Genomic DNA, 25,715 nt, shown 5'->3' on the forward strand with positions numbered 1-25,715 from the left:
TGTTTTTAACGCGGTAGGGCCGACGCGCAGCAGATCGAGATGAGGATGAAAATGCGCCAACCGGATATCGAGATATACCTCAAGGACGCCGATCACCAGGCCATCGCCGCCTGGCTGACTAAAGCCCTGGGCCCCTGCTCCGACTGGCAGCAGAAAGGCCAGACCTTCCAGTGCCGCGCCGGCGATGTCCCGGTGACCTGGCTGCCCAAGGCGGTGGGCAAATGGCACAGCCTGTACCTGGAAAGCGACGCCACGCCTTGGCAAGACGACCTGGCCTGCGCACAGGCGGCCTACACCGCACTGGACGTGGAAATCCGCTGCGCACCTGGCAGCTGGGAAGAAGAAGAAAGCGACGAGCAGGCCGATCAGTGGCTGCGCATCAGCACCGACGGCGTGCAGGAAATCACCTGGCGCACGGGCTGATCGCATCGGCTGCTGCGACCCGGGTATCGCGTCGCTCAACCCAGGCTACGGTTGGCCGATCAACCGTGCATGCGTGCCATTGGGCTGCGTATCTCTCAACCGCCTTACCAACAGCGCCGCTCGCGAGCTGCGCATCACCCTCGTGGCCTGACGTCGAGCGAAGCGACAGCCGGGTCGCGCTGACCTGAGATGACGCTTCCACACCTTGTAGCAAATTAAAAACATCGCTACATAAAACCCAAAAATGCCGTTCAACCCCCTGTAAATGATATTGAACACTGTGACACCGCGTCGCACTCGGGAAAAATACAATCAACCTAATTTTAAGAAATTTATTCCTGATAGCGCATACTTGAGCGAACTTAGCGACTTAATTTGCTTATTTATCACAATAATTCCGCATGAAAAATAACAATATCTCCAATAACTTGTAGTCATGACAAATAAACACTCCATGAATATTGCTTACTGATCCGCTTCCTTTGCAGAATGCAGGCTATCGACTTTAGTCGATACCGTACTCCGTCACCCTCGGGTGAATCTGCAACGATCGCAGGAGATGCAAGCGTGCACATTGGTGTTCCCCTCGAAACCCATGCAGGCGAGACGCGGGTTGCCGCGACGCCGGAAACCATCAAGAAGCTGATTGCCCAGGGCCATCAGGTCACCGTTCAGAGCGGTGCGGGCATCGCAGCCAGCATCACCGACAGTGCCTATGCAGCCGTGGGTGCGAGCATTGGCGATGCCACTGCAGCATTCGGTGCGGCGCTGATACTCAAGGTGGTGGCACCAGACGACGCCGAGCTGGTTCTCCTGCAGCCGGGCAGCGTGCTGGTCGGCATGCTCAACCCGTTCAGCAACGAGACCATTGCCCGCCTCAACGGCGCCGGCGTCACCGCCTTCGCCCTGGAAGCCGCGCCGCGCACGTCCCGCGCCCAGAGCCTGGACGTGCTGTCGTCCCAGGCCAATATCGCCGGCTACAAGGCGGTGATGCTGGCGGCCAACCATTACCCGCGCTTCATGCCGATGCTGATGACCGCCGCCGGCACGGTGAAAGCTGCCCGGGTACTGATCCTCGGTGCCGGTGTCGCCGGCCTGCAGGCGATCGCCACCGCCAAGCGCCTGGGCGCGGTGATCGAGGCCTCCGACGTGCGTCCTGCAGTGAAAGAGCAGATCGAGTCACTGGGCGCCAAGTTCGTCGACGTGCCGTTCGAGACCGATGAAGAGCGCGAATGCGCCGAAGGCGTCGGCGGTTATGCCCGCCCGATGCCCGCCTCGTGGATGGAGCGCCAGGCCAGGGCCGTGCACGAACGCGCCAAGCAGGCCGACATCGTTATCACCACCGCGCTGATTCCCGGCCGCAAGGCCCCCACGCTGCTGCACGAAGCCACGGTCGCCGAGATGAAGCCAGGCTCGGTGGTCATCGACCTGGCGGCCATCCAGGGCGGCAACTGCCCGCTAACCGAGCTGGACAAGGTGGTGGTCAGGCACGGCGTGACCCTGGTCGGCCACGGCAACCTGCCCGCGCTGGTCGCCGCCGATGCCTCGGCGCTGTATGCACGCAACCTGCTCGACTTCCTCAAGCTGGTGATCGACGAGAACGGCGCCTTCCACCTCGACCTGGAAGACGACATCGTCGCCGCCTGCCTGATGTGCAAGGACGGCGAGATCGTGCGCATCAACCCATGATGGCCCTCCTCTCTTTATGGAGAGGGCCAATCACTACCAAAAGGATCACCCCGATGGATCTGATTTCCGACGGCATCTATAACTTGATCATCTTCGTGCTGGCCATCTACGTCGGCTACCACGTGGTGTGGAACGTCACCCCGGCCCTGCACACCCCGCTGATGGCGGTGACCAACGCGATTTCCGCCATCGTCATCGTAGGCGCCATGCTCGCCGCCGCGCTGACCGTCACCCCCCTGGGCAAGACCATGGGCACCCTGGCCGTTACCCTGGCGGCGGTCAATGTGTTCGGTGGTTTTCTGGTCACCCGGCGCATGCTGGAAATGTTCAAGAAGAAGGCCCCGAAAGCCCCGGTGGAGAAGTAATCGATGAGCATGAACCTGATCACCCTCCTCTACCTTGTGGCTTCGGTGTGCTTCATCCAGGCGCTCAAGGGCCTGTCGCACCCGACCACCTCGCGGCGCGGCAACGCCTTCGGCATGATCGGCATGAGCATCGCCGTGCTCACCACCCTCGGCCTGATCTACAAACTCGGCAGTGAACTTGCCGTGCAGGGCATCGGCTATGTGATCGTCGGCCTGCTGGTCGGCGGTACTGCGGGCTCGATCATGGCCAAGCGGGTGGAGATGACCAAAATGCCGGAGCTGGTCGCCTTCATGCACAGCATGATCGGCCTGGCCGCCGTGTTCATCGCCATTGCCGCGGTGGTCGAACCGCAGTCGCTGGGTATCGTCGCGACGATCAGCGAGCCGATCCCCCATGGCAACCGCCTGGAGCTGTTCCTGGGCGCAGCGATTGGCGCCATTACCTTCTCCGGCTCGGTGATCGCCTTCGGCAAGCTGTCTGGCAAGTACAAGTTCCGCCTGTTCCAGGGTGCGCCAGTACAGTTCGCCGGCCAGCACCTGATCAACCTGGCTGTTGGCCTGGCGCTCCTGGCGCTCGGCGCGTACTTCACCTTCACCGGTAACCTGACCGCGTTCGCCGTGCTGGTGGCCCTGGCCTTCATCATTGGCGTGCTGATCATCATCCCGATTGGCGGCGCCGACATGCCGGTGGTGGTGTCGATGCTCAACAGCTACTCGGGCTGGGCGGCGGCTGGCATCGGCTTCTCGCTGAACAACTCGATGCTGATCATCGCCGGCAGCCTAGTCGGCTCGAGCGGCGCAATCCTCTCCTACATCATGTGCAAGGCGATGAATCGCTCGTTCTTCAACGTCATTCTCGGCGGCTTCGGCGGCGCCACGGATGCCGGCCCGGCAGCGGGCAGCGGCGAGCAGCGGCCGGTCAAATCCGGCTCGGCCGACGATGCCGCCTTCCTGCTCGGCAATGCCGACAGCGTGATCATCGTCCCCGGCTACGGCCTGGCCGTGGCCCGCGCCCAGCATGCCCTGAAGGAATTGACCGAGAAGCTGGCGCACAAGGGCGTCACGGTCAAATACGCGATCCATCCGGTAGCCGGACGCATGCCCGGGCACATGAACGTGTTGCTGGCCGAAGCCGAAGTGCCGTACGACCAGGTGTTCGAGATGGAGGATATCAATGCCGAGTTCGGTCAGGCCGATGTGGTGCTGGTGCTTGGCGCCAACGACGTGGTCAACCCGGCGGCGAAGAACGACCCTAAATCGCCCATCGCCGGCATGCCGATCCTCGAAGCCTTCAAGGCCAAGACCATCATCGTCAACAAGCGCTCGATGGCCAGCGGCTATGCCGGCCTGGACAACGAACTGTTCTATCTGGACAAGACCATGATGGTATTCGGCGACGCCAAGAAGGTCATCGAAGAGATGCTCAAGGCCGTTGACTAGGGCCTGGCAATGCGCCCCATCGCGGGGCGCATTCGATGCCGCGCACTGCCCAAGTGCATATAGAGGGAATCGTCGAGCCGGGCCTTGGCTGCAGCGATGATGACCAGCCAGGGTGGTCCGGCAACTGCTGATGCCTGGCGAAGTCGCTGGCCGCGCGGCTCCGACGCGACTGCAAGGTGCGGCGATGGCAACGCAAGTCGGGTTCGCCCCCTGCTGACACTTTCCTCCATGCTCGCGCCCAACCGCGCATCCTTGCACAGGCTCTGCCAACACACACAGTTCAGCACGCCACGTACCCCCACAAGCAAAGATAAAAATAATTAGCCATGCATCGAAAGCACACAATCCCAACTGTATCGCAATGGAACCACTGAAAATCCTTGCATATAGAGGTAAAAAAACTGCAAAACGTAGCGAGTCACGGTTAATCCACAAACACCGGTACAGTTGAAGACTAAATCAGCCAAACAGTTACAAAGCAACCTATCTAGTACCCTGATTATTTTCTTCAGCTGTGACTACTGTCCACCCCGCGCGAGGACCAGAATAGGCTCCAGAACTTACCAACCCCGCCAAAAGCGGAAGGATGCACACCATGGAACGTACCCTCAGTTCCGACCTGCTTATCGACAACTCGTCCAAATCTGCCACCAGCCTGCCGCTGAATTTCCTCGCTACTCTGCTGCTGTGGCAGCGTCGCATCGTCAGCCGTCGCCAACTGGCGCGTCTCGACACTCGCCTGCTGGCCGATGCCGGCATCAGCGAAAGCCAGCGTTACGCCGAGCTGAGCAAGCCGTTCTGGCGTTGATCGCGATCGTTTAGTTTCTCCCGCAGAACCCCGCCGGCATGCAGCGCCTGCGGGGTTTTGTCGTTTCCGGCTGCGCTGACTTGCCCGAACCACAGGCCGCACAGGTACTGACATAAAGGGTGCAGGTCTTTTTTCAACGCTGCACCCCAGAGCGGTTAGAATGCTCGCTTTCAGTGAGCCCTGGAGCCCAGACCATGCCTATCGCCCGTACCCTCGCGTTGTTCAGCCTGCTCAGCCTGGCCGCAGGTGCCTCTGCCAGCAGCTTCCTGGTGACCACCGACACCCTGGTCGATGCCCTCGCTGCCAGCATCGAAGGCACCTCCAATGCCTCGTCCTCGGTGGTCGACAACAAAATCGTGCTGGCCGCCAAAGACGACGCGGCCGGTTTCGTCGCCAGCCAGGGCGCGCTGCGTGGCGCGCACCTGGAGGCCGCACTGCAACACATACGCGGCCGCCTGCCGGCGCTGCAAGCCAATGATGCGCAGCTGGCACAAGCCATCCTGGCGCTCTAAACACCTGTCATAGCCGGAACTGCGGCAGGTGTTCCTCGTCCAACCAGCGATTCCAACCCCATTCGGAGACCCGTTCATGAAGCGTCCGTTGCTCGCCGCCGCCGCATCCCTTGCCTTGTTCGCCGGCGCCGTTCAGGCCCAGACCCTGGTGGCCACCAGCAATATCATCGTCCGCGCCCTCGACCGCACCATCGACTTCACCTCGGATACCACCACCTCGGTGCGCGACATGAAAGTGGTGATCGAGGCCCGCGACGACGCCGCCAGCTTCGTCGCCAGCCAGGGCGATATCCGTGGCGCCCAGCTGGAAGCCGCGTTCGGTGCCCTGCGCAGCCAGCTTCCCGAAGCACAGAATGCCTCCGATCAGGTGCTGGCCGAAGCCATTCTCGCTCTGTGATGCCCCCCCGCGGCTGGTTACTGCTGCTGACCTTGCTGCTCAGCACGGCCAGCCACGCCCAGCTCAAGCTGACCCTGGATGACAGCCAACTGGATGGCGCCGAGCGCCAGGCCAGCCAGGAGCTGCTCGACGAAGCCCTGCAGGCCATGCCGGCGCGCCTGCGTGACGCGCTGGATCGCGACGTCACCGTGAGCTGGGTCGCGATGCCTCCACGGATCTATGGCCGCGCTGGCCGTTTCAGCGGTATCGAACTCAATGCCGGCCTGCTGCCTGCCCTTGCCGACGGCAATGCAGCACGTACCGCCACTGGCCGCCCCCATGGCAGCGTGCGCCGCGAGTTGCTGGCGACCGTGCTCCATGAAGTGACCCATTTGTACGATCGTGGCGCCTACTGGGGCGCCGCACAGCGCACACTGCTGCGACGCTGCCAACGCCAGAGCGGCAACCTCGGCATGGTCGGCCTGCCGCCCGAATGCCGCGGCCAGACCGAGCGCCGCTTCACCCTCAGCGACGACCCCCGCCTGCTCGACCTGGCCGGCTGGCCGCAACGCGTCGGCAGCCGTGGTCAACGCGAAGCCCATAACGGCCAGGTGGCGCGCAGCCCGGACAGCTACGAGCTGAGCAACGCCCGCGAGTTCGTTGCGGTGAACATGGAGTACTTTCTCCTCGACCCCGAATATGCCTGTCGCCGCCCTTCGTTGGCCCGCTTCTTCAGCGATCATTTCGGTTGGTCACCGGCGCACGGCGCGCCTTGTGGTACCGGCTACGCCTATCTCAACGCGGGCCGCGATTTCGACAAGCAGGCACTGGCCAACCTCGACCCCGAGCGGGTCTATGAAGTGGATTACCTGCTCGCCGAAGCCAATCAGAACATGGCCAGTCGCTGGGGCCACAGCATGTTGCGCCTGGTGATCTGCGCGCCGGGCCGGCCACGCGGATCGGACTGCCGGCTGGACCTCGATCAGCACCTGGTGCTGTCCTACCGGGCCTTCGTCGGTGACGTACAGTTGTCGAGCTGGGACGGCCTCACGGGCGCTTATCCGTCGCGCCTGTTCGTGCTGCCGTTGGCCCAGGTGATCGAGGAATACACCAAGGTCGAGTTGCGCAGCCTGGCCTCGGTACCGCTGACACTTCCCCGCGAAAGCCTCGAACGACTGGTCGCCCGCGCCATCGAGCAACACTGGAGCTACGACGGCGACTACTTCTTCGTCTCCAACAACTGCGCCGTGGAAACCCTCAAGCTGCTGCGCAGCGGTAGCGATCTGCCGCGCCTGCAAGATCTCGACAGCATCACGCCCATCGGCCTGCTGCAAGTGCTGGAGGCCCGCGGCCTGGCCGACCGCAGCCCACTCGAGAACGCCCGTGAGGCACTGCGCCTGGGCTACCGCTTCGACTCCTTCCGCGACCGTTACCAGGCCATGTTCAAGGTGCTGCAGCAGCGCCTGCCGATCCGTGAACAGCGGGTGGAAGACTGGCTGGAACAACCGTCCAGCGAACGGCGGCACTGGTTCGAGAAGGCCGACCTGCGCGCCAGTGCCGCCATGCTGCTGCTCGAGCAGGCGGCGATGCGCCGTCAGTTGCTGCTCTCCCAGGATGAACTCAAGCAGCGTTACCTGAGCGGCAGGGCAGCCAAGGATCCGAACCTGGACAAGGCCGGCGATGCCCTGGAACAGATCCTCGCCGGCACCGGGTTCCTCAGCCGCCCAGCCGAACTCCTCGAGGGCGGCTACGGCCTGCCGCAACAGGGCGAATGGCAGCGCCTGGAAAGCGAAACCCGCCATCGCCAGCAGCAACTGAGCCTGCTCAGCGCCGACCTCGACGAAGAGGTGCGCCGCCTGCTGGAACCTCAGCGCCTGGCCGAGCTGGAGGCCAACGAGGCCAACCTGAAGCTGCTTGGCGAGCACCTGCGCGCCCTGCACAAGGCCAGTGGCGGGCTGCAGCTGTAGTATTCGGCCCGGCATACACCCGTGGCGTCACGCGTCGGAAACTTGCAGCGGAACTTGTACAGAAACGCTTTATGTAGAACTTTTCGAAGTAAGCCCCAGTCGGACGGCTGCCCCCTGACTGGAATAGCCGATGACCGAATTGACCATTCGCATCGCTGAAGTTGCCCCAGGCCACGATGCGCGCCTTTCTGTCGCCACTCGTTTCAGCGATCTGCCCTCCCTGCTGCAAGCCCCGGCTTTCGACGTGGTCGTGCTGAGCGCCAGCGATACCGAAAACCTGACCATGCTGCAGGCGCTGCGTCGCCACCCGGCCTACCGCCTGGCGCTGATCTACTGCACCAGTCCCGGACCATTGGCCGCCGCCCTGGGCGATGGGCCACCGCCGCTGCAGGCCAGTGTGATCCAGCAGGCCTGGCAACAGTGGCGCGAGCGCCTCAACGTCTTCAATAACGGTCGCGCTCCCGAAGGTCTGGAAGCACAGTTGCTCGCCTACCTGTGGCTACGCGCCCCCGGTACGCTCACCGCCGTACGCGCGCCGCAGTCGGCCCGGCATTACCTCTACCCGCTGGCCGAGGCCTTGGGCGACGACCAGGTCAACGGCCAGGTTCTGGTGCAGAACCTGGCGCAACGCAACCTGCTCGACAGCCGCGCGCTGGTCGACCGCATTCGCCTGTGCCGCTGCTGCGGCAGCGGCCACCTGAATTACGTCGACGTGTGCGTGGAATGCAACTCCCTGGACATTGCCCGTCAGCCGTCGTTGCACTGCTTCACCTGTGGCCACATCGGTGCCCAGACCGAGTACCTCAAGGATGGCGCGCTGGTCTGCCCCAACTGCCTGACCCGCCTGCGCCATATCGGTAGCGACTACGACCGGCCACTGGAAAACTACAACTGCAACAGCTGCGATGCCTTCTTCGTCGATGCCGACGTACAGGCGCGCTGCCTGGATTGCGGCGAACACCACGCACCGGACGAGCTGCAGGTCCGCGAGATCCGCGACTACCAACTTTCCGAAGGCGGTCTGCTCACCGCTCGCCAGGGCCTGGAGCGCAACACCGACAACTACTTCAATGGCCTGTCGGTGGTCGGTGCCAATACCTTCAAGACCCTGCTGGACTGGCAGCTGGAATTGATCGAGCGACACAAGGCACCGACCTTCGCGCTGCTCGGCATGCGTTTTCGCAACCTCGGCCGGGTGCTCGAACGTCTCGGCCCGCAGCGTGGCCACGCCTTGCTCGACACGCTGATCGAACGCATTCAGGTGGCCATTCGCGACACCGACCGCTGCACCCGCACCAGCGAGGAGCACCTCTGGCTGCTGCTGATGTACACCGACTCCGCAGGCCTGCGCCGGGTGACCGAGCGCGTCAATGAAATCAGCGGGCTGTTCGTTGGCGAGGATCTGCAGGACATCCGCCTGACCACCAGTGGCTGCGTCGCTCCCGCTGGCCTGATCGACAAGGAAGACGCCGAGCTGCTGATGGCGCGCCTCGCCGGAGAACTGTGATGAACGCGCTGGTCGAGCACCTGCACGCCTGGCTGGGCGAAATCTACGGCGCCAACGGCCACTGGCGGCTGTTTCTCATGGTGTTCCCGTACTTCCTGCTGCTGGAAGTGCCGCTCAACCTGATGGTGCTGCTCGGTACCCTGCGCTGGTTCGTGCGCAAACGCAGCGCGCTGCCGGTGCACAGTACCTGGCACCCAAGGGTGTCGTGCATCATCACCTGCTACAGCGAAGGTCGCGATGTCGAGCTGACCCTGCGCAGCCTGGCCGAGCAGACCTACCCCGGCATGATCGAGATCGTTCCGATCGTCGATGGCGCCGCGGCGAACGGCGCGACCACCGAGGTGGTGCGCCGCTTCAAGGCCGAGCAACGCCTGCCGCGCAATCGGGTGATCCGCCCCATCGCCAAATGGCAGCGGGGCGGCCGGGTGTCGTCACTCAATACCGGGCTGGCCTACAGCCGCGGCGAAATCCTCATCAACGTCGATGGCGACACCTCGTTCGACAACGACATGGTGGTGCGCATGGTCGGCCACTTCCGCGATCCCAAGGTGCCCGCCGTCGCCGGCAGCCTGCGCGTACGCAACGCCCGGCAATCCTGGGTGGCACGCATTCAGGCGCTGGAATACCTGCTGTCGATCCACATGTGCAAGATCGGTCTGGCCGAGTGGAACCTGGTCAACAACGTGTCCGGAGCCTTCGGCGCCTTCCGCCGCAGCTTCCTCCAGCAGATCGGCGGCTGGGACACCCACACCGCCGAAGACCTGGACCTGACCCTGCGCATCAAGGCGTACTTTCGTCGCTACGGCCTGCGCATTCCGTTCGAACCCCAGGCCATCGGCCACACCGATGCACCGGCGACCCTGCGCAGCTTTCTCGACCAGCGCCTGCGCTGGGACGGTGATCTGTTCTTCGTCTACGTCCGCAAGCATCGGCATGTGTTCACGCCACGCCTGCTCGGCTGGCCGAACTTCCTGATGCTGATGGTCAGCGGGCTGTTCTTCCAGCTGGTGCTGCCCTTCATCATCCTCGGCTACAGCCTGGTGGCGGTGATCATCCTGCCGTTCACCGCACTGATTTTCTATTCACTGCTGATCTACGCGCTGTACCTGATGATGAGTTCACTGCTGTACCTGGGCCTGATGCTGATGGTCAGCGAGCGGCCACGCCAGGACCTGGCGCTGATCTGGGTGCTGCCGTTCTACCCCCTGGCGATGTACGCCCTGCGCTGCTGGAGCGTGGTCGCCATTCTCAATGAAACCCTGCGGCGCGGGCACGAGGAATCGAGCATGGCGCCCTGGTGGGTTCTCAAACGGGCCAACCGCTTCTAGGGCTTTGATATTCGATGACTGCACCACGACCCTCACGTCTGCTGCCGCTGCTGTGCTGCGCGCCGCTGCTGGCCAGCGCCGCGCCACTGACTCTGGAGCAGGCCTTGCAACAGGCCGGTGACGGCAACCAGGCGGTCAATGCCGAACTGCAGGCGCGCTATGCCGCTCGCGACCAGCGCGAAAGCGAATCCGGCTGGGAGATGTTCGGCAATGCCAACGTCGGCCGTTACCGCGAACTGGTGACCGACGACCTGCGCAACGACTACTACGGGCGCAGCTTCGCGGTTGGCGTGCGCTACCCCCTGCTTGGCAGCCTGCGCCGCCGTGTGGATGCGGTGCGCGACAGCGAACGCGACATTCGTCTTGGCGAGATCGAACAGGGCTACCGGCGTGCCCAGCAGCGTCTGGCGATCCGCAGCACCTACGCGGACTGGTGGCGCGCGACGGAGGAACAGAACCTCTGCGAAGGCGTTCAGCAAACGGCCCGTGATGCCGACCAACAGGTGCAGACGCGTCTGAAAGGCAGCTGGATCCTGCCCTCCGACGCGCAACTGATGCGCAGCGAATGGACGGCAGTGACCCGCCGTTGCGCCATGCAGAATGGCCTGCTGGAAGATATCCGCGCCAGCCTGCAAAGCCTCGGCGTACAGGTCGATGCCCATGACACACCGGTCGCAGCGGCCCTGGCCAGTGAGCCACAACCGTTGCAGGCCTGGCAGACGCAACTGGAGGACAATCCGCGCGTGGCCGGGCGCAACGCCGAGTTGGCCAACGCCGAACTGGGCCGCAAGCAGCCCTGGTACAGCTCCATAGAATCCTATGTGAACGTCGCTCAGACCCTGGAACAGCGCAGTGGCGCCAGCGATGACGGCAGTGGCTTGAGCGCCGGTATCACCTTCTCCGCGCCATTCGACCTGCTCGACTACGGCTCAGCCCGTGGCCGCGAAGGCGAGGCGCGCTACCAGGCCGCCGTGCAGGCGCTGGAGCGCGAGCGCGGCAACGTGCTGCGCGAGCTGGGCAAGGTGCTGGAACAGCAGCGCCGCGAACTCAATGAGTACCAGTGGCGCAGCGAGCGCCGCGACGCGCTGGACACGATCATCGCCGAACGGCGCCAGCGGGGCCGCCTGGACGCGGGTGAAGCCAGCCTGCGTCTGCTGCAGGCCCAGGTCGATCAGTACAACGCCGGGTTCGCGCAGATCGCCGCCTGGCACGGTGCCTGGCTGCAGGACTCGGCGCTGCGCCTGTTCGGCGATGACAGCGCCGGTTTCGAACGCTTGCTCGGTAACCGTGTGGTGCACTGGCAGGGCGAAAACACCGTGATGCCCGCCCAGGTGGCTACACGAACCGAGTGGAACCAGGGCGTCTACATCTGGGACAGCACGGCGCTGCTCGACCCCGGCCAGCGCCCCGGTCAGTTGAGCGCCTTGCAGCAGGCCGGCATCAGCCAATTGCACGTCGGGCTGACCAGCTTGCAGCTCGCCGATGTGCGCAACACCCGACAGGCACTGACCGCACTGCTGCAGGCCGCTCACGCACAGGGTATGCACGTGACCCTGCTGCTCGGTGATCCGGACTGGATGAAGCCGCGCCAGCGCCAGGGGTTGATCAGCCTGATCGGGCAACTCAGGGAGCTGCCTTTCGACGCCCTGCATCTGGATCTGGAAGTGGAGCAACTCGGCTGGCCGGTCCCGGATCAACGCCTGCGCGACTGGCTCGACACCCTGCGCGAAGCCAAGGCTGCTGCGCCCTGGCCGATCAACCTGTCCAGCCACCCACGCTGGTTCGCCGAAGAGGCGGCCCGCCGTCCCTGCGTACCGTGCGAACTGCAGCGCATCGGGGTCGGCGAGATCAGCCTGATGATCTACACCCGCAGCCCGCAGAGCAGCGCCAACCGCGCCCTGGCCATCGCCAGGCAATGGCCGGCGCTGAAGCTGCGTCTGGCGCAGAGCGTGGAGGTCGATCAACCCGCCGAGCTGAGCTGGGCCGACGCGTCCCATGAGCAATTGCAACAACAGGTACTGAGCTGGCAGAACGTTCTGCACCCGGCTGGATTGGGCGGAATCGACTGGCAATCCTGGACCGATTACCCGAGAAGCCGATGAAGATACGTTTCAATAGCCCCAAGGAAAGACACCCCACCCAGGACAACGGCGTGGAGGTGCTCTATGCCCCCGGCAAACGCCTGGCGTTTCGCCTGCGCTGGTACCTGATCCTGTTCCTGATCCTGCTGCCGGCCCTGTGGCTGGCGGGTCGCTACGTGCTCGAACTGGTGCGTATCGAAGCGCCGGCACTGGTGCGTTTGCCGACCATGGAGGTGCGCGCCATGCAGCCGGGCCAGGTGCAAACCATCCGGGTACAGGCGGGCGACCACGTTGAGGTCGGCACCCCGCTGGTGGAACTCGACAACCCGGAGTGGCGCCTGCGCCTGAACCTGCTGCAAAGCAGTACGGCGCCTGCCGCCGCCGTACCGCTCGGCGACCTCGGCGCGCGCAACCGCGCGGTGCTGCAGAGCCTGGTCGAGCGGGCGGCACAGCGTGTCAACGAAACCCGGCGGCTGGTCCGGCAAGGGGCCGCCACGCGCGGCGAGCTGGCCGAAGCGCAGAACGCCCTGGACAGCCGTCAGGCCGAATGGCTGGCTTTCGAGCGCAGTCTGAGCGGTGGCGGCAGCAGCGAAAGCGAGCGCTATGAGCGTCAACAACACCTCGAGCGCCAGTGGCTGACCGGCCAGTTGAACCACATGAAGGTCAGCGCCAGCGAGCCTGGCCGGGTCGCCGAAGTGATCGCCGTTCCAGGCGAGAACGTCGGCCCCGGTACCCTGCTGATGCGCCTGGAGCGCAGCGGCCCGGCGCAATTGTGGGTGTACCTGGACCCCAAGGACGTCGAGCACGCCACCCCCGGTTCGCAGCTCGACGTGCGCCTGCCCGACGGCGGCTGGACCAGGGCCGAAGTGATCAACCCCGCGGAAAGCGCCAACCCGCTGCCCAGCGACCTGCGCCAGCCGTTTCGCAGCCCGACCCGCGGCCTGATGGTGCCGGCACGCTTCAGCGAACCGTTGGCCAACGAGTGGCGCGTCGATTCGCTGCCGGTTCGAGTGCGTTTCCCCAACGAGCGTTTCAGCCTGTTCGGCAAACGTTTCTGAACGGCCGTTGCGGCCTGCCGTCAGTTCAGCGGATCGGGGAACCTGACCACGGCACTGAAGCCCGTCGGGCTGGCATTGCTGAAACCGATGGAGCCGCCCAGGTGCCGGGCGATCATCGCGACGATGGCCAACCCCAATCCCGCCCCCTGGGGGTTGCCGGCACTGTGGAAGCGCTCGCCCAGGCGTGGCAGACGGTTTTCTTCCACGCCGGGCCCCTGATCGACGACCTGCAGGCGCACGCCCTGGCCTTCGCGGCGAACCCGCACGCTCACTTCGCTGCCGGGTGACGAGAAGGCCAGGGCATTGCTGACCAGGTTCTGCAGCAGGATGACGATCAGGCCGCGCTCGCCCTTAATCACCACGGCCTCGTCGGCCTCCAGCGCCACTTCGATACGGCGGTTCAGGGCCAGCGGTGCCAGGTCGGCCAGCTCCTCGCGCACCACCGCCGTCAGGTCGAGGGGCTGCAGGTTCTGCGAGGGGGCCTCCAGACGCGCCATGGTCAGCAGCTGGCTGGCGATGCGGGTGGCACGATGCACGCCCTGCTGCAGGAAAGACAGGGCCTCGTCGCGTTCCTGCACGCTGCCGGCCTGCAACGCGTTGCGCACATGGATATCGAGGATCGCCAGGGGGGTGCGCAGCTCATGGGCGGCATCGGCGATGAAGCGGCGCTCCCGTTCGAGCAGCGCGCGCAATTGGCTCAGCACGTCATCCAGGGCCAGGCGCATCGGCTCCAGCTCCGGCGGCAGCGGGCCGGTCGGCAACGCCTCGAGACTGTGCTCGGGGCGCTCGCGCAGTTGCTGCGCCAGGCGCTGCAACGGTCGCAGCCCCCAGCCCAGCAGCAGCCAGATGAAGGCGGCCAGCAAGGGCACACAGACCAGAGTCGGCATCAGGGTGTGGTGAAGAATCTGCTGGATCAGGTCCTGGCGCAGATCTTCACGCTCACCGACCCAGATCAACAGGCCCTGCCCGGCGTCTTCCAGCAGCACCCCGCACCATTCCTGATCGTTGAGAAAGAAGTCGTGGATCCCTGGTGCGGGCGGCGACGCCAGTGGCGGTGCCTGTTCGGAGCGCACCAGCAGCGTGCCGTCTGCGGCCCACACCTGGAACGCCAGGTTGATTTCATAAGGGTGCGAAAAGATGCCTTCGGCGGAGAGGTCCAGAGCGTTGTCCAGCGCGCGCCGGACGAACGGCCAGTCGATCGGTTGGCCATCCGGCTGCTGCAGCATGCCTTGCAGCACCCGGGCGGCCTGTACCAGCTGGGCATCATAGACCGCCTCGGTTTGCCGATGGCTGTCACGCAGGGCGAGCAGCACCAGGGCCAGGCTGCCGGCGAGCACCAGGGCGATAGTCGGCGCGAGGATGCGTGTACGGATGGAAATCATGGCGCTCGCTCCACCAGGTAACCGACCCCGCGTACGGTGCGGATGAGATCGCTGCACAACTTGCGGCGCAGATTGTGAATCAGCACTTCCAGGGTGTTGCCCGGGCCGCTTTCCTGCCAGCCATAGAGGGCATTGCCGAGACGCTCACGGGTGACCACCACCCCAGGGCGGATCAGCAACTGGTGCAACAGCTGATACTCCATGGGCGTCATCGGCACACTGCGGCCCTGATAACGCACTTCCTGAGTCGCCGGGTCGAGGCTCACACCGGCGAACTCCAGTACAGGCTGGGCCCTGCCCTGGCTGCGACGCAGCAAGGCACGGATACGCGCTTTCAACTCTTCGGGATCGAAGGGTTTGACCAGGTAGTCGTCGGCGCCGGCATCCAGACCGAGGATGCGATCCTCCATGGCGTCACGGGCGGTGAGCACCAGCACCGGTACGGCATTCTCGCTGCGCGCGCGCAACTGGCGCAGCAGCGTCATGCCATCCAGGCGCGGCAGGCCGAGGTCGAGCAGCACCAGATCGAACTGCTCGCTGCGCAGGGCGTGGGCGGCTTCGACGCCGTCCTCCAGCCAGTCCAGCGTATACCCTTCGCCACGCAGGGCGACCCGGATTCCGCGCGCCAGGGCGCGATCGTCTTCAACCAGCAGGACACGCACGCGACGCACCTCGTCAGAAATGGCGTCCGCCATGATGCGCCGCCTGCCGCCCGATTTGCACGGACAGATGTTACCGAGATTTGCCCCTTAAGACTTTCCTAAGCTTCGCGCCGCAAGGTGGTACTCACCATCTCAGGAGAGTCACACCATGCGCTACTTCGCCCTTCTCGCACTGCTGCTAGGCAGCCCGCTGGCCCTGGCCAGCACCGAATGCACCACCGCCGACCGCTCGACCTGGCAGGACCCGGAGAAATTCCAGGCGCAACTCAAGGAACAGGGTTACCAGATCAGCAAGTTCAAGATCACCAAAGGCAACTGCTACGAGATCTACGGCTTCGACAAGGACAAGCGCAAGGTCGAGATCTATCACGACCCGGTATCCGGCAAGGCGATCAAGACCGAGATCGAAGACTGATGCACGCGGCGACGATACGACTCTGGGATCCGCTGATCCGGCTGTTCCATGTGTCGGTGGCCGGGGTCTTCGTCGCCAACTATTTCTTCACCGAAGCAGGTGACGACTGGCATACCTGGCTCGGCTACTACGCCTGCGCCTGGCTGGCGGTTCGCCTGGTGTGGGGCTTCGCCGGCCCGCGTAGCGCCCGCTGGGCAGACTTCTGGCCGACGCGCGCGCGCCTCGCCGAACACCTGGGTCACCTGCTCGGGGGCAAAGCCTATCGTCGCCTCGGCCATTCGCCGCTGGGCGCCCTGGTCATGCTGCTGATGATGGCGGCCATCGCCACCCTGGGCATCAGCGGCTTCCTGATGCAGGAAGTGGACGCCCTGTGGGGCGCCGACTGGCCAGTCACGCTGCATGGCTGGGTGGCTGACGGCCTGGCCGCTCTGGTGGCCATCCACATGGCCGCCGCACTCATCGAAAGTATCCACCTGCGCGAAAACCTGCCGCTGTCGATGATCACCGGCAAGCGCCGCGCCCATTCCGAAGACCGCTGATCCCTCAGGAAAACCCCCATGCTGCCCATACGTGCGCGTTTTAGCTCTGGAGCGCTGCGCTCCTGGTTGTCGCTCGTGGCCCTGGCCACCCTCAGCTGTCTGTTGCTGCTCGCCGATGATTTTCTGCAGCAGTTGTTCACCCCCAACAACCGCGCCGAACTGGAATTCGGCTATGTCACGGTGCTCTGGCTGTTCAGTGCCGGGCTTTGGCTATGCAACCTGCGTTGGCTCAGCGCAGCCATCCTGATGCTGTTCGCGGCGATGCAACTGATGCAACTGGCCAACATCAGCTTCTTCGGCGAGCCGCTGACCGCCATCGATATCCAGTCGCTGCTCAACGACCCCGGCGAGGTTCGCGAAACCGCGGCGCACAGCTTCGCTCAGCACTGGCCGGTGCTGCTCTGCGTGGCTATTCCCTACGCCCTGCTGCTCGCCCTGCACCTGCGTCTGCCGGGCACGATCAGCCTGCCGGAGAGCCGCTGGGCACTGGTGCTGATCGCCGTGGTGCTGCTCTCGAAACCCTATCGAGCCACCTACCGCAACCTCGACTCCTTCGCTGCCAGCCCCAGCCGCAGCGCGCTGCACAATAACCTCAACGTGTTCTCCGCCTGGGCCGTGCGCCTGGCGTTCAAACCGGAGGCCGAGCTGCCACCTGCGCCTTTCGCGCCCTACGCGCTCAGCCCCAGCCTGAGCGAGGCGAAACATGTCTGGCTGGTGGTCGCCGACTCGCTGCGCAGTGATCGCCTCGGGGTGTTCGGCTACGGCCGCGATACCACGCCACAACTGGCCAGCTACCTGCGTGACCACCCCAGCGCCTTCGTACGCCCCGGCATCGCCGCCGGGGTGGCCACCGATGTCAGCCTGCCCTACCTGATCAATCCCATTCGCGAGCCGGGGCAGGACTCGCTGCTGCGCACGGGTGACATCAACCTGTTCCGCTTCGCCAAGCAGGCGGGCTTTCGCACCCATTGGATCTCTTCCCAGGAATCCAAGTTGCTGGCCAATCTGGGCAGCCGCTACCTGGACGTGTCGATCACCCGCGAGGATCACCCGGTACGTTTCCTCAAACAGCAGGATCGCGCCCTGCTCGACGTGGTCGACAAGCAGCGCTGGGGCGAGCGCAACTTCGTGGTGCTCAACCTGCGCACCGCCCACCTTCCCTATGCGCAGAACTATCGCCATGAAACCAAGCCGGCGCCCTGGGCCGACCAGGGCGCCAACGGGCAAAGCAACGCCTATGACAATTCGGTGCACTACCTCGACAGCCTGCTGGCCGAGGTCATCGCCGATTTCGACCGACTGGAGGGTGAGCGTTACCTGATCATCACCGGCGACCATGGCCAGCGCCTGGGAGAGGGAGGCCATTGGGGCCACAACGATCTGGTGCCGGAAGTCAGCGACGTACCGGTGATCGTCATCGGCCGCGAGGCGCAGCCGCAGGTCATGGCGAGCCTGTCAGCGGAACGCTGGATCAGCCACTACGAGGCCGGCAAATGGCTGGCGGCGCGCCTCGGCACGCGCATCGACAACCCCAACCTGCGCGCCAACGAGCACTTCGTGCACGGCAAGCTGCTGTTCACCGACAATTTCATCCAGCGCGTCTGCGAAACGCCGGCGGGCCTGATCCATCATCCTCCCCAGCAACTGAGCCTGTTGCTCAAACAGCCCGAGGCCCGCTGCGAGGGCTGAAGCCCGTGGCGCGGTTTTCCTGCACGCAAAAAAAACGCCTCGTATAGAGGCGAAGAACCAAAGAATGAACCGGAGCGACCATCGGCCTCTGAAAGAGGCCAATGACCATACGTTCATCGCCACGGATGATATCGACAACCCCGGGCCAGCAGCATCATTTTTATCGATAGTAATAATCGATTCGGTGCTTCCCCGCGCGGCCACCCCGTCAGTGAGGAGCGGCCGGCCCCTGCCGCCAGTGGCAGGGCAGTGCTGTGCCGCACGTCCGACTCGACGAGCAGCTCCTGGGCAAATCGACGACGAGGGTCCGTGCGCTGGTGGCAGTTGGCGCTGCTGCCTGCTCATTGGCGTTGGCCAGGGCTCGCAGGCACTGAGGCCGGGTCGAGCAGGCGGCGCAGCCGTTGCAGGTCATCGCAGGTATCGATGTCGATGAGAATGCCCGCATCCTCGACCGACAGTTGCAGGGCGCTCCCCCTGGCGCGGTAACGCTGGACCACTGACGCGGCGCCCGCCTCGCCGCTGAGGGCGGCCAGTTCTTCGAAGCAGGCCCGGGCGAACCCGACCGGATGGCCTCTGTTGCCGCCGAAGACCGGCACCACCACGGCATGGCTCGCCAGGGCATGCGCCACACGGCACAGACTGTGCGCCTGCACCAGCGGCAGGTCGCCCGGCAGCACCAGCCAGCCCGCCGCACCGGCCGTGGCACGCACACCCTCGGCAATCGAATCGCCCATGCCGTCGCCACGGGCGCTGCGCACCACGTGAACGTCGAGCCCGGCGCGTTCGACCGCCGCCAGCACATGCTCGAGAACCGGCTTGCCGTTCAGATCGGCCTGCAACTTGTTCACCACACCGCCGGACGCCCTGAAGCGCGAACCACGCCCGGCGGCCAGCACGATCACCACGGGGGCATTCGCTGGCATGCCTAGACCGCGCAGCGTTCGATGCCGTTGGCGACCCTGAGCACGTCGGCCATGGTCGCCAGGGCGATTTCCGCCGGCGACTTGCTGCCCAGTTGCAGGCCGATCGGGGCATGAATCCGCGCCATCGCACTGGCCTCGAGCCCGCCCAGGCGCGCCAGCCGCTCCAGGCGTTTGCCGCTGGTGCGCTGCGAGCCCATGGCGCCGATGTAGAACGCCTCGGTGCGTACCGCTTCGATGAGTGTCAGGTCGTCCATGCGCGGGTCGTGGGTCAGGGCCAGAACCGCGGTCGCGGGATGGGTGCCCTGCTCGGCGATGAAACGTGACGGCAGCAGCTCGAGCACCTGCACGCCTGGCAGCGTCAACCCGGCGATCACCTCGCGGCGCGGATCGCAGAGGATCACCTGGTAACCGAGCGACGTCGCGAAGCTGGCGCAGAACTCGGCGACAGGTGACCAGCCTGCCAGGAGCACCCGCAATACCGCACCAACGCGGATCGACACATGTGCGTCGCCACGCTGGATCCTCGCATCGCTCAGCGTGCCGCGCCGGCACGCGCCCAGGCCATTGCCGAGCGGCACATCGCGGATCAGCAGCTCGGCCCCGGCGAGTGCCTGCTCGACCCGACACAGCATGGCGTCGGCGTCTTCACCCGGCTGGATGTATTCGACCAGCACGTCCAGCACACCGCCACAGGGCAAGGCACGGGTCGGCGGTAGCCCGCCTTCGCCGTAGCGCACCACCTGATTGCGGGTGGCGATCCCGCCGCTGGCCAGGCGCTCGAGAAAATCCTCTTCCACGCAGCCACCGGACAACGAACCGCAAAAGGCACCGCAAGACAAGGCCACCAGCATCGCACCCGGTGCACGGGGCGCAGAGCCGAAGGTCGACAACACGGTGCACAACCACACCGTTCGCCCTTCTGCCAACCAGGCACGTGCCTGCTGGACGACCTGCTGGTCAAGCTGCTTCATCGTGACCTCTCCCCATCAACTCAGGCAGCGCAAGCCACCGACGACCCTGGCTCGTCCGGCTCGGAAACGACTGCGCCAGGCATTGAACTTGGTAGCTGTGCCTCTCTCTTCGGTTCACTGTTTTTACTGGCAGGCGCAGGCTCCGCAGGGCAACAGCGATTTTCGCTCATCGGATGGAGGGGCAGGTGCATCCACGCCGCAGCGCGGCAGGCCCAGTAGAAGTGGCGCCGACTGATACGACACGGCTGCAGAAAATGCACGAGCCAGGTGGCTCATGGAAGGCAGGGCGGCCTGTGAGCGCTGCCGAGGGGCGCCTCGACGCCCCTGTGGGCGCGCCAACGCGCCGGTGTTCATCGCCGCGCAGGCGACTCGGGGTAGCTCGCCCCCCCCTCAGACATACGCCTGGCGAGCGGCGCCGCGTGGCAGCCGGTTGCGGCCGGGGATCTGCGCCAGCTTCTGCCGCCATGCCTCACGCACGCTCAGCGCCGCTCGTGGCTCGGGTTGTTTGACCGCGGCCTTGGTCGCGCGAGCAGCCGCACGCAGCTCGGCCAGGGTCGGCGTGCGGTTGACGGCGGCGGCCGGGGCCGCGCCCTTGTCCAGCGAGCGAAGGCAGAGCTTGCAGGATACCTGCGCCTGGTCCTGGGTGGCACTGAGGCTCGAGCCGGTACGGCCACAGGCGACGGTGTCGGGGGAAGGCGAGTAGTGAATGGCCAACGTGAGATCTCCAGCAGTAAAACGGGGCGGCGATTTTACATAGCCGCCGGCGTTTCTGTGCAGTCATCTGCGAGACCTGTTGTGAGCCGGCAAGAAGGCCAGTCTATCGGCGCCGAAACGGCTTTATCGCCGCGCGCGCCTCACCCCGTCAGCCCTGCTGAATGCCAGCCTGTTTTCCGCGAGTCACCGACGCGCACAGGGCAAGAAGCTGGCTGACCGTCCAGGGTTTGGGGATCACCGCCACGTTCAAGCCTTCGAAATCAGTCGTGCCTTCCAGGAAGCCGGAAGAGATGATGATCGGCAGGTCCGGGAAACGATCGCGGATCAGGTGGGCGAGAAAGATACCGTCGATGTCGCCGGGCATGCTGAAGTCGGTCAGCACCATCTGTACCTGCCCGTCACTGCTGGAGAGAAACTCCCAGGCGTCATCGGCACAGGGAAAGGCTTTCACCTGATGACCTTCTTCTTCGAAGATCTCCACGAGCAACTCCCTGATGGAGCGTTCGTCTTCGGCTATGACTATCAGTGGCATCGGATGGATCCGGCAGTAAGGGTCAGGCTCTGACCCGCGTCCACGAGCAAGATTTCATAAATATCCGCGCCCTGACGACTGGCGGCTGCAGCGCCGGCAATCGAGTTCCCTGCAAGGGAACGGCGCAGAGAAAACCGCTAGGCTGCCAGGCAAGGATCAGCAACGGCTGGAAGCTCGACGACGGGAGCCACGGTCACTCGATCAACTCCTGGGCTTGCTCCGGCAAGTGCGTGTCCACCTGCAACCAGGGCAGCCGGCTGTCGGTCCAGATATGCCGGTCCGCAGGCGCCAGTTCCGGGTGGTCCAGGGTGGCGATGGTCACGTCCAGCAAATGCGGGCTGAGGCTGGTGAACAGGGCCAGGTGCGCACCACAAGTGGAGCAGAAATAACGCGTGCAGGTCGTCGACGAGGCGTAACGCGCCGGCTCGCCCTGCAGCCAGGTGAACCCTTCCAGCGGTACGCTGATCCAGGTCACCAGAATGCCGCCGGTGCTGCGCCGGCAGATCGAGCAGTGGCAATGGGCGATATCGCTCAATGGCGCCTGAAACTGATAACGCAGTGCGCCGCACTGGCAGCCGCCGTTGTGTAGGTCGTTCATGGTCCTCTCCGAAAACCTGCCGGTATCCTGCTTGCCTGATCGGGCGGCACTGGCGAAGATGCGCCTTCACCACCACCGGGGGCTCCCGTGACCGACCTGCTTCTGGCCCTCTGGCCACTCTTCGCACTGATCGTTGGCGGTTATGAACTGCGTCGTCGCGGCTTCCCCAGTGAAGCCTTCTGGCCCGGTGCCGAACGCCTCAACTACTTCATTCTATTCCCCACCCTGCTGTTCAACAGCCTGGCCAGCGCGCCGCTCGACAACCCGCAACTGCCGCGCCTGGCCCTGGCGGTGCTGCTGGGCCTCGGTATCGCCTGGCTGGGCCTGCTGGTCGTGCGCCGCCTGCGTGGCTGGCCGGCATCGCGCTTCGGCGCCTTCAGCCAGGGCATTCTACGCTTCAATACCTACCTGGGTCTGGCAGCGGTGGGCAGCCTGTTCGGCCAGCAGGGCCTGACCCTGGCGGCCCTGATGCTGGCGCTGATGGTGCCGGCCGTCAACGTGCTGTCGGTGTGGTCGCTGACCGCCGAGCGCGGCGTCAGCGTACGCAGCCTGCTGCTGCCGATCATCCGCAACCCGCTGATCCTCGCCTGCCTGGCCGGCGCGCTGTTCAATCTCGGCGGGCTGGCCTTGCCGGGCGGCAGCGACCGCTTGCTCGGCCTGCTCGCCGCCGCCAGCCTGCCGCTGGGCCTGCTGTGCGTGGGGGCGGCGCTGAAACCGCAACAGCTGGGCGGTGAAGTGCCGGCGCTGGCCTGGAACAGCCTGCTGCGCCTGCTGGTGATGCCGCTGCTGGCCTTCGCGGCCGCATACGCCCTGCAGCTGCCGGCGATGGAAGCCACGGTGCTGGTGCTGTTTTTCGCCTTGCCCACCGCACCGACCGCCTATGTACTCACGCGTCAGTTGGGCGGCGACGCCAGCCTGATGGCCGGCATCATCACCCTGCAGCACCTGCTCGCCGCCGCCTCGCTGGTGGCGACGCTGTATGTGCTGGAGCACGTGCTTTAGAAGCTGTTGATGATCGTTTGGCATTCAGGCCACAACGGGGCGGTAGCAGACGCTCCCCCGTAGCATGGCGGCCTGCGCTTTGTAGCATCCCATGCCTGTCGTCCCTCCCTGGCCTCGCGGGTACGCAAGAGGGCGTGAACGGCCCCTGAGCTTCGCACCACCGTGCCCGAACTCACGTCCAACGCCCCCGAGGCTCGAACGATCGCCTCCATTTGGCGAAAGCTGGCTGAAAGGTTCGTGCTCTAGCATCGCCCCACTGACCGACGAAGATCGGTCGATGAGCTGCCGCCAGAGAGGCCCGCAGCTGCCGTCAACAAGAACAAAACAGGTGATTAACCATGCTCCGCCCTAGTTCTCCACGCCTGCTCCGCCCCCTCCGTTCGCCCCGTCGCTAACGCTGACCGCCTTTTCGCACCGTAGCCGAATCACGTCCGGAGAATCTCCATGCTGACTTTCCTTGGCTTTGCCATGGTTTCGACTTTCATGTACCTGATCATGAGCAAACGCCTGTCGGCGCTCATCGCTCTGATCATCATCCCGATCATCTTCGCCCTGCTCGGCGGGTTCGCCACCCAGATCGGCCCGATGATGCTCGAGGGCATCAGCAAGCTCGCGCCGACCGGTGTGATGCTGATGTTCGCCATCCTGTATTTCGCCATCATGATCGACTCGGGCCTGTTCGACCCGCCCGTGCGCATGATCCTCAAACTGGTCAAGGGCGATCCGCTGAAGGTCGCCGTCGGCACCGTGGCCCTGGCCCTGATCGTCTCCCTGGACGGCGACGGCTCGACCACCTACATGATCTGCGTCGGCGCCATGCTGCCGCTCTACAGCCGCCTGAAGATGAGCCCGACCATCATGGCCGGCCTGATCATCATGGCAGGCGGCATCATGAACATGACCCCCTGGGGCGGCCCCACCGCTCGCGCCGCCAGCGCCCTGCACGTCGATCCCTCGGACGTGTTCGTGCCGATGATCCCCGGCATGGTGGTGGGCGCCATCGTGTTGTTCGGCGTCGCCTACCTGTATGGCCTGCGCGAGCGCAAGCGCCTGGGCGTGCTGCAACTGCCGGAAGGCAAGATCACCCAGGACGAGATCAGCGTCTCGCAGTTCCCCGAGGCCCGTCGCCCCAAGCTGATCCTGATCAACGCGGCCCTCACCGTGATCCTGATGACCACGCTGATCGCCGGCCTGTTGCCGATGCCCGTGCTGTTCATGATCGCCTTCAGTATCGCCATGATCATCAACTACCCGTGCCTGCAACAGCAGAAGGATCGCATCGCCGCCCATGCCGGCAACGTGCTGGCGGTAGTCGGCCTGATCTTCGCCGCGGGCATCTTCACCGGCATCCTGACCGGCACCGGCATGGTCGATGCCATGTCCAAGAGCCTGCTGGCCGTGATCCCCGATGCCCTGGGCCCGCACCTGGCGGTGATCACCGCGCTGGTGAGCATGCCGTTCACCTTCTTCATGTCCAACGACGCCTTCTATTACGGCATCCTGCCGGTACTCAACCAGGCCGCCTCTGGCTACGGCATAAGCGCCGTGGAAATGGCCCGCGCCTCGATCGTCGGTCAGCCGGTGCACCTGCTCAGCCCGCTGGTGCCCTCGACCTACCTGTTGATCGGTCTGGCGAAGATCGAGTTCGGCGACCTGCAGCGCTTCACCCTGAAATGGGCGGTTCTGATCTGCATGAGCATCCTCACCGCTGCCCTGGTACTGGGTGTGTTTCCGCTGTTCGGCAGCTAGTGGGGGCTGAGGCTGTTTCAGCACAAGCCGCGTTGTAGCGTCAACAGACGCCCAGCTCAGACATTTTGACGCAACTTTCACACGTCTGGCGCTAAGATACGGCCCCTTGGCCGCATCCGCGCCAGTCGCCCCATCATCTGCAAGGAACCTCTAATGGAATGGCTGACCAACCCGGAAATCTGGGTTGCCTTCTTGACTCTGACTGCCCTTGAAATCGTCCTGGGCATCGACAACATCATCATGATCGCCATTCTGGTCAGCCGCATGCCGGCTCACCTGCAGGCGCGCACCCGGTTCTTCGGCCTGGCCCTGGCGATGGTCACGCGCATCCTGCTGCTGCTTTCCATCACCTGGATCATGCGCCTGACCACCGACCTGTTTCACGTCTTCGGCCAGGGCATTTCCGGCCGCGACCTGATCCTGTTCTTCGGCGGCCTGTTCCTGCTCTGGAAGAGCAGCACCGAGATCTACCACGGCATGGAAGGCGAGGAAGAGAGCGTCGACCAGCCCAAGGGCGCGGCCAAGCACTTCATCGGCACCATCATCCAGATCGCCATCATCGACATCGTGTTCTCGCTGGACTCGGTGATCACGGCGGTCGGCATGGTTTCCCATGTGCCGGTCATGGTCGCGGCCATCGTCGTCGCCGTCATCGTGATGATGATCTGCGCCGGTACCATCAGTGACTTCATCGAGAAACACCCGAGCCTGAAGATTCTCGCCCTGTCGTTCCTCATCGTGGTCGGGACCGTACTGATCGCCGAAGCGTTCGAAGTCCACGTGCCGAAAGGCTACGTCTACTTCGCCATGGCCTTCTCCCTGGGCGTGGAAGCGTTGAACATCCGCATGCGTACCGCCCGCCGCCGCAAGGAAGGCCTGGACGACGTGGAGCCGGTAAAACTGCGCAAGGACGTTCCTGGCCAGTGATCGGCTGACGCTGATGGATGGAAAACGGGGCCTTTCGAGGCCCCGTTCTTCATTGTGC

At 64.6% G+C, this 25,715-nt stretch carries 25 protein-coding genes; 18 read left to right on the top strand and 7 right to left on the bottom strand.

Annotated elements, in window-relative coordinates; all coding sequences use genetic code 11:
• Positions 1 to 51: 51 nt before the first annotated feature.
• The 12 genes from BLR94_RS08100 to BLR94_RS08155 all read left to right on the top strand — a co-directional run bounded on the left by BLR94_RS08100 (position 52) and on the right by BLR94_RS08155 (position 13,554).
• Entirely contained in the window at positions 52 to 423 is a 372-nt protein-coding gene (locus tag BLR94_RS08100; protein ID WP_084304473.1) for a hypothetical protein, read from the top strand.
• A gap of 567 nt (positions 424 to 990) precedes the next feature.
• Entirely contained in the window at positions 991 to 2,112 is a 1,122-nt protein-coding gene (locus BLR94_RS08105) for a Re/Si-specific NAD(P)(+) transhydrogenase subunit alpha (RefSeq protein WP_084304255.1), read from the top strand.
• Positions 2,113 to 2,165: 53 nt separating this feature from the next.
• Positions 2,166 to 2,477, top strand: a complete 312-nt coding sequence (locus BLR94_RS08110) for an NAD(P) transhydrogenase subunit alpha part 2 (protein WP_084304256.1) — start codon at positions 2,166 to 2,168, stop codon at positions 2,475 to 2,477.
• Between the two features lie 3 nt (positions 2,478 to 2,480).
• On the top strand, positions 2,481 to 3,917 hold the full coding sequence (locus BLR94_RS08115) for an NAD(P)(+) transhydrogenase (Re/Si-specific) subunit beta (RefSeq protein WP_084304257.1): 1,437 nt from the start codon (positions 2,481 to 2,483) through the stop codon (positions 3,915 to 3,917).
• A 595-nt stretch (positions 3,918 to 4,512) separates the two neighbouring features.
• On the top strand, positions 4,513 to 4,725 hold the full coding sequence (locus BLR94_RS08120; protein WP_084304258.1) for a DUF1127 domain-containing protein: 213 nt from the start codon (positions 4,513 to 4,515) through the stop codon (positions 4,723 to 4,725).
• Between the two features lie 194 nt (positions 4,726 to 4,919).
• Positions 4,920 to 5,237 carry a DUF2388 domain-containing protein gene (locus tag BLR94_RS08125; protein ID WP_084304259.1) on the top strand — a complete coding sequence of 106 codons (318 nt, stop codon included), beginning with the start codon at positions 4,920 to 4,922 and terminating at the stop codon, positions 5,235 to 5,237.
• 76 nt (positions 5,238 to 5,313) lie between these two features.
• Positions 5,314 to 5,634: a DUF2388 domain-containing protein gene (locus BLR94_RS08130; protein WP_084304260.1), complete on the top strand. Its 321-nt coding sequence runs from the start codon at positions 5,314 to 5,316 to the stop codon at positions 5,632 to 5,634.
• Entirely contained in the window at positions 5,634 to 7,580 is a 1,947-nt protein-coding gene (locus BLR94_RS08135) for a DUF7844 domain-containing protein (protein ID WP_084304261.1), read from the top strand. The genes BLR94_RS08130 and BLR94_RS08135 overlap by 1 nt, the downstream gene beginning before the upstream one ends.
• Before the next feature lie 130 nt (positions 7,581 to 7,710).
• Positions 7,711 to 9,087: a TackOD1 domain-containing metal-binding protein gene (locus BLR94_RS08140; protein WP_084304262.1), complete on the top strand. Its 1,377-nt coding sequence runs from the start codon at positions 7,711 to 7,713 to the stop codon at positions 9,085 to 9,087.
• Complete coding sequence (locus BLR94_RS08145) at positions 9,087 to 10,415, top strand: glycosyltransferase family 2 protein (protein WP_084304263.1); 1,329 nt, start codon at positions 9,087 to 9,089, stop codon at positions 10,413 to 10,415. Before BLR94_RS08140 ends, BLR94_RS08145 begins: the two co-directional genes overlap by 1 nt.
• A 14-nt stretch (positions 10,416 to 10,429) precedes the next feature.
• Complete coding sequence (locus tag BLR94_RS08150) at positions 10,430 to 12,517, top strand: TolC family protein (protein WP_084304264.1); 2,088 nt, start codon at positions 10,430 to 10,432, stop codon at positions 12,515 to 12,517.
• Positions 12,514 to 13,554, top strand: coding sequence for an HlyD family secretion protein (locus BLR94_RS08155; RefSeq protein WP_084304265.1), 1,041 nt, complete (start codon positions 12,514 to 12,516; stop codon positions 13,552 to 13,554). The genes BLR94_RS08150 and BLR94_RS08155 overlap by 4 nt, the downstream gene beginning before the upstream one ends.
• A 20-nt stretch (positions 13,555 to 13,574) precedes the next feature.
• Here BLR94_RS08155 and BLR94_RS08160 read toward each other — a convergent pair whose 3' ends face one another.
• Positions 13,575 to 14,936 (bottom strand): ATP-binding protein, encoded by a 1,362-nt coding sequence (locus tag BLR94_RS08160; protein ID WP_084304266.1) that lies wholly within the window; start codon positions 14,934 to 14,936, stop codon positions 13,575 to 13,577.
• Entirely contained in the window at positions 14,933 to 15,598 is a 666-nt protein-coding gene (locus BLR94_RS08165; RefSeq protein WP_084304474.1) for a response regulator, read from the bottom strand. Before BLR94_RS08165 ends, BLR94_RS08160 begins: the two co-directional genes overlap by 4 nt.
• 148 nt (positions 15,599 to 15,746) lie before the next feature.
• On the opposite strand from BLR94_RS08165, the gene BLR94_RS08170 reads away from it, so the two are divergent.
• From BLR94_RS08170 to BLR94_RS08180, 3 genes are read left to right on the top strand one after another with little or no spacing between them, the layout of a single operon-like run.
• A complete protein-coding gene (locus tag BLR94_RS08170; RefSeq protein WP_042555121.1) occupies positions 15,747 to 16,013 on the top strand; it encodes a PepSY domain-containing protein in 267 nt (88 codons plus the stop codon).
• Positions 16,013 to 16,552 carry a cytochrome b/b6 domain-containing protein gene (locus tag BLR94_RS08175; protein ID WP_084304267.1) on the top strand — a complete coding sequence of 180 codons (540 nt, stop codon included), beginning with the start codon at positions 16,013 to 16,015 and terminating at the stop codon, positions 16,550 to 16,552. The genes BLR94_RS08170 and BLR94_RS08175 overlap by 1 nt, the downstream gene beginning before the upstream one ends.
• 18 nt (positions 16,553 to 16,570) lie before the next feature.
• Entirely contained in the window at positions 16,571 to 18,241 is a 1,671-nt protein-coding gene (locus tag BLR94_RS08180; RefSeq protein ID WP_084304268.1) for a phosphoethanolamine transferase, read from the top strand.
• 341 nt (positions 18,242 to 18,582) lie between these two features.
• Here BLR94_RS08180 and BLR94_RS08185 read toward each other — a convergent pair whose 3' ends face one another.
• From BLR94_RS08185 to BLR94_RS08205, 5 genes are all read right to left on the bottom strand, one after another.
• Positions 18,583 to 19,164, bottom strand: a complete 582-nt coding sequence (locus tag BLR94_RS08185; protein ID WP_084304269.1) for a nucleotidyltransferase family protein — start codon at positions 19,162 to 19,164, stop codon at positions 18,583 to 18,585.
• A gap of 2 nt (positions 19,165 to 19,166) precedes the next feature.
• Positions 19,167 to 20,135 (bottom strand): XdhC family protein, encoded by a 969-nt coding sequence (locus tag BLR94_RS08190; RefSeq protein ID WP_084304270.1) that lies wholly within the window; start codon positions 20,133 to 20,135, stop codon positions 19,167 to 19,169.
• 390 nt (positions 20,136 to 20,525) lie between these two features.
• A complete protein-coding gene (locus BLR94_RS08195; RefSeq protein ID WP_084304271.1) occupies positions 20,526 to 20,849 on the bottom strand; it encodes a hypothetical protein in 324 nt (107 codons plus the stop codon).
• Positions 20,850 to 20,997: 148 nt separating this feature from the next.
• The gene (locus BLR94_RS08200; RefSeq protein WP_084304272.1) at positions 20,998 to 21,381 is read right to left on the bottom strand and encodes a response regulator; all 384 of its coding nucleotides are present in this window, start codon (positions 21,379 to 21,381) and stop codon (positions 20,998 to 21,000) included.
• A 193-nt stretch (positions 21,382 to 21,574) separates the two neighbouring features.
• A complete protein-coding gene (locus BLR94_RS08205) occupies positions 21,575 to 21,979 on the bottom strand; it encodes a GFA family protein (RefSeq protein WP_084304273.1) in 405 nt (134 codons plus the stop codon).
• A gap of 87 nt (positions 21,980 to 22,066) precedes the next feature.
• Between BLR94_RS08205 and BLR94_RS08210 the strand changes: the two genes are divergently transcribed.
• The 3 genes from BLR94_RS08210 to BLR94_RS08220 all read left to right on the top strand — a co-directional run bounded on the left by BLR94_RS08210 (position 22,067) and on the right by BLR94_RS08220 (position 25,657).
• A complete protein-coding gene (locus BLR94_RS08210) occupies positions 22,067 to 22,981 on the top strand; it encodes an AEC family transporter (protein WP_084304274.1) in 915 nt (304 codons plus the stop codon).
• Positions 22,982 to 23,425: 444 nt separating this feature from the next.
• Entirely contained in the window at positions 23,426 to 24,730 is a 1,305-nt protein-coding gene (locus BLR94_RS08215) for a CitMHS family transporter (protein ID WP_084304275.1), read from the top strand.
• A 153-nt stretch (positions 24,731 to 24,883) separates the two neighbouring features.
• A complete protein-coding gene (locus BLR94_RS08220) occupies positions 24,884 to 25,657 on the top strand; it encodes a TerC family protein (protein ID WP_084304276.1) in 774 nt (257 codons plus the stop codon).
• Positions 25,658 to 25,715 lie beyond the last annotated feature (58 nt).

It is taken from the genome of Phytopseudomonas flavescens (assembly GCF_900100535.1).
Lineage (GTDB): Bacteria > Pseudomonadota > Gammaproteobacteria > Pseudomonadales > Pseudomonadaceae > Aquipseudomonas > Aquipseudomonas flavescens.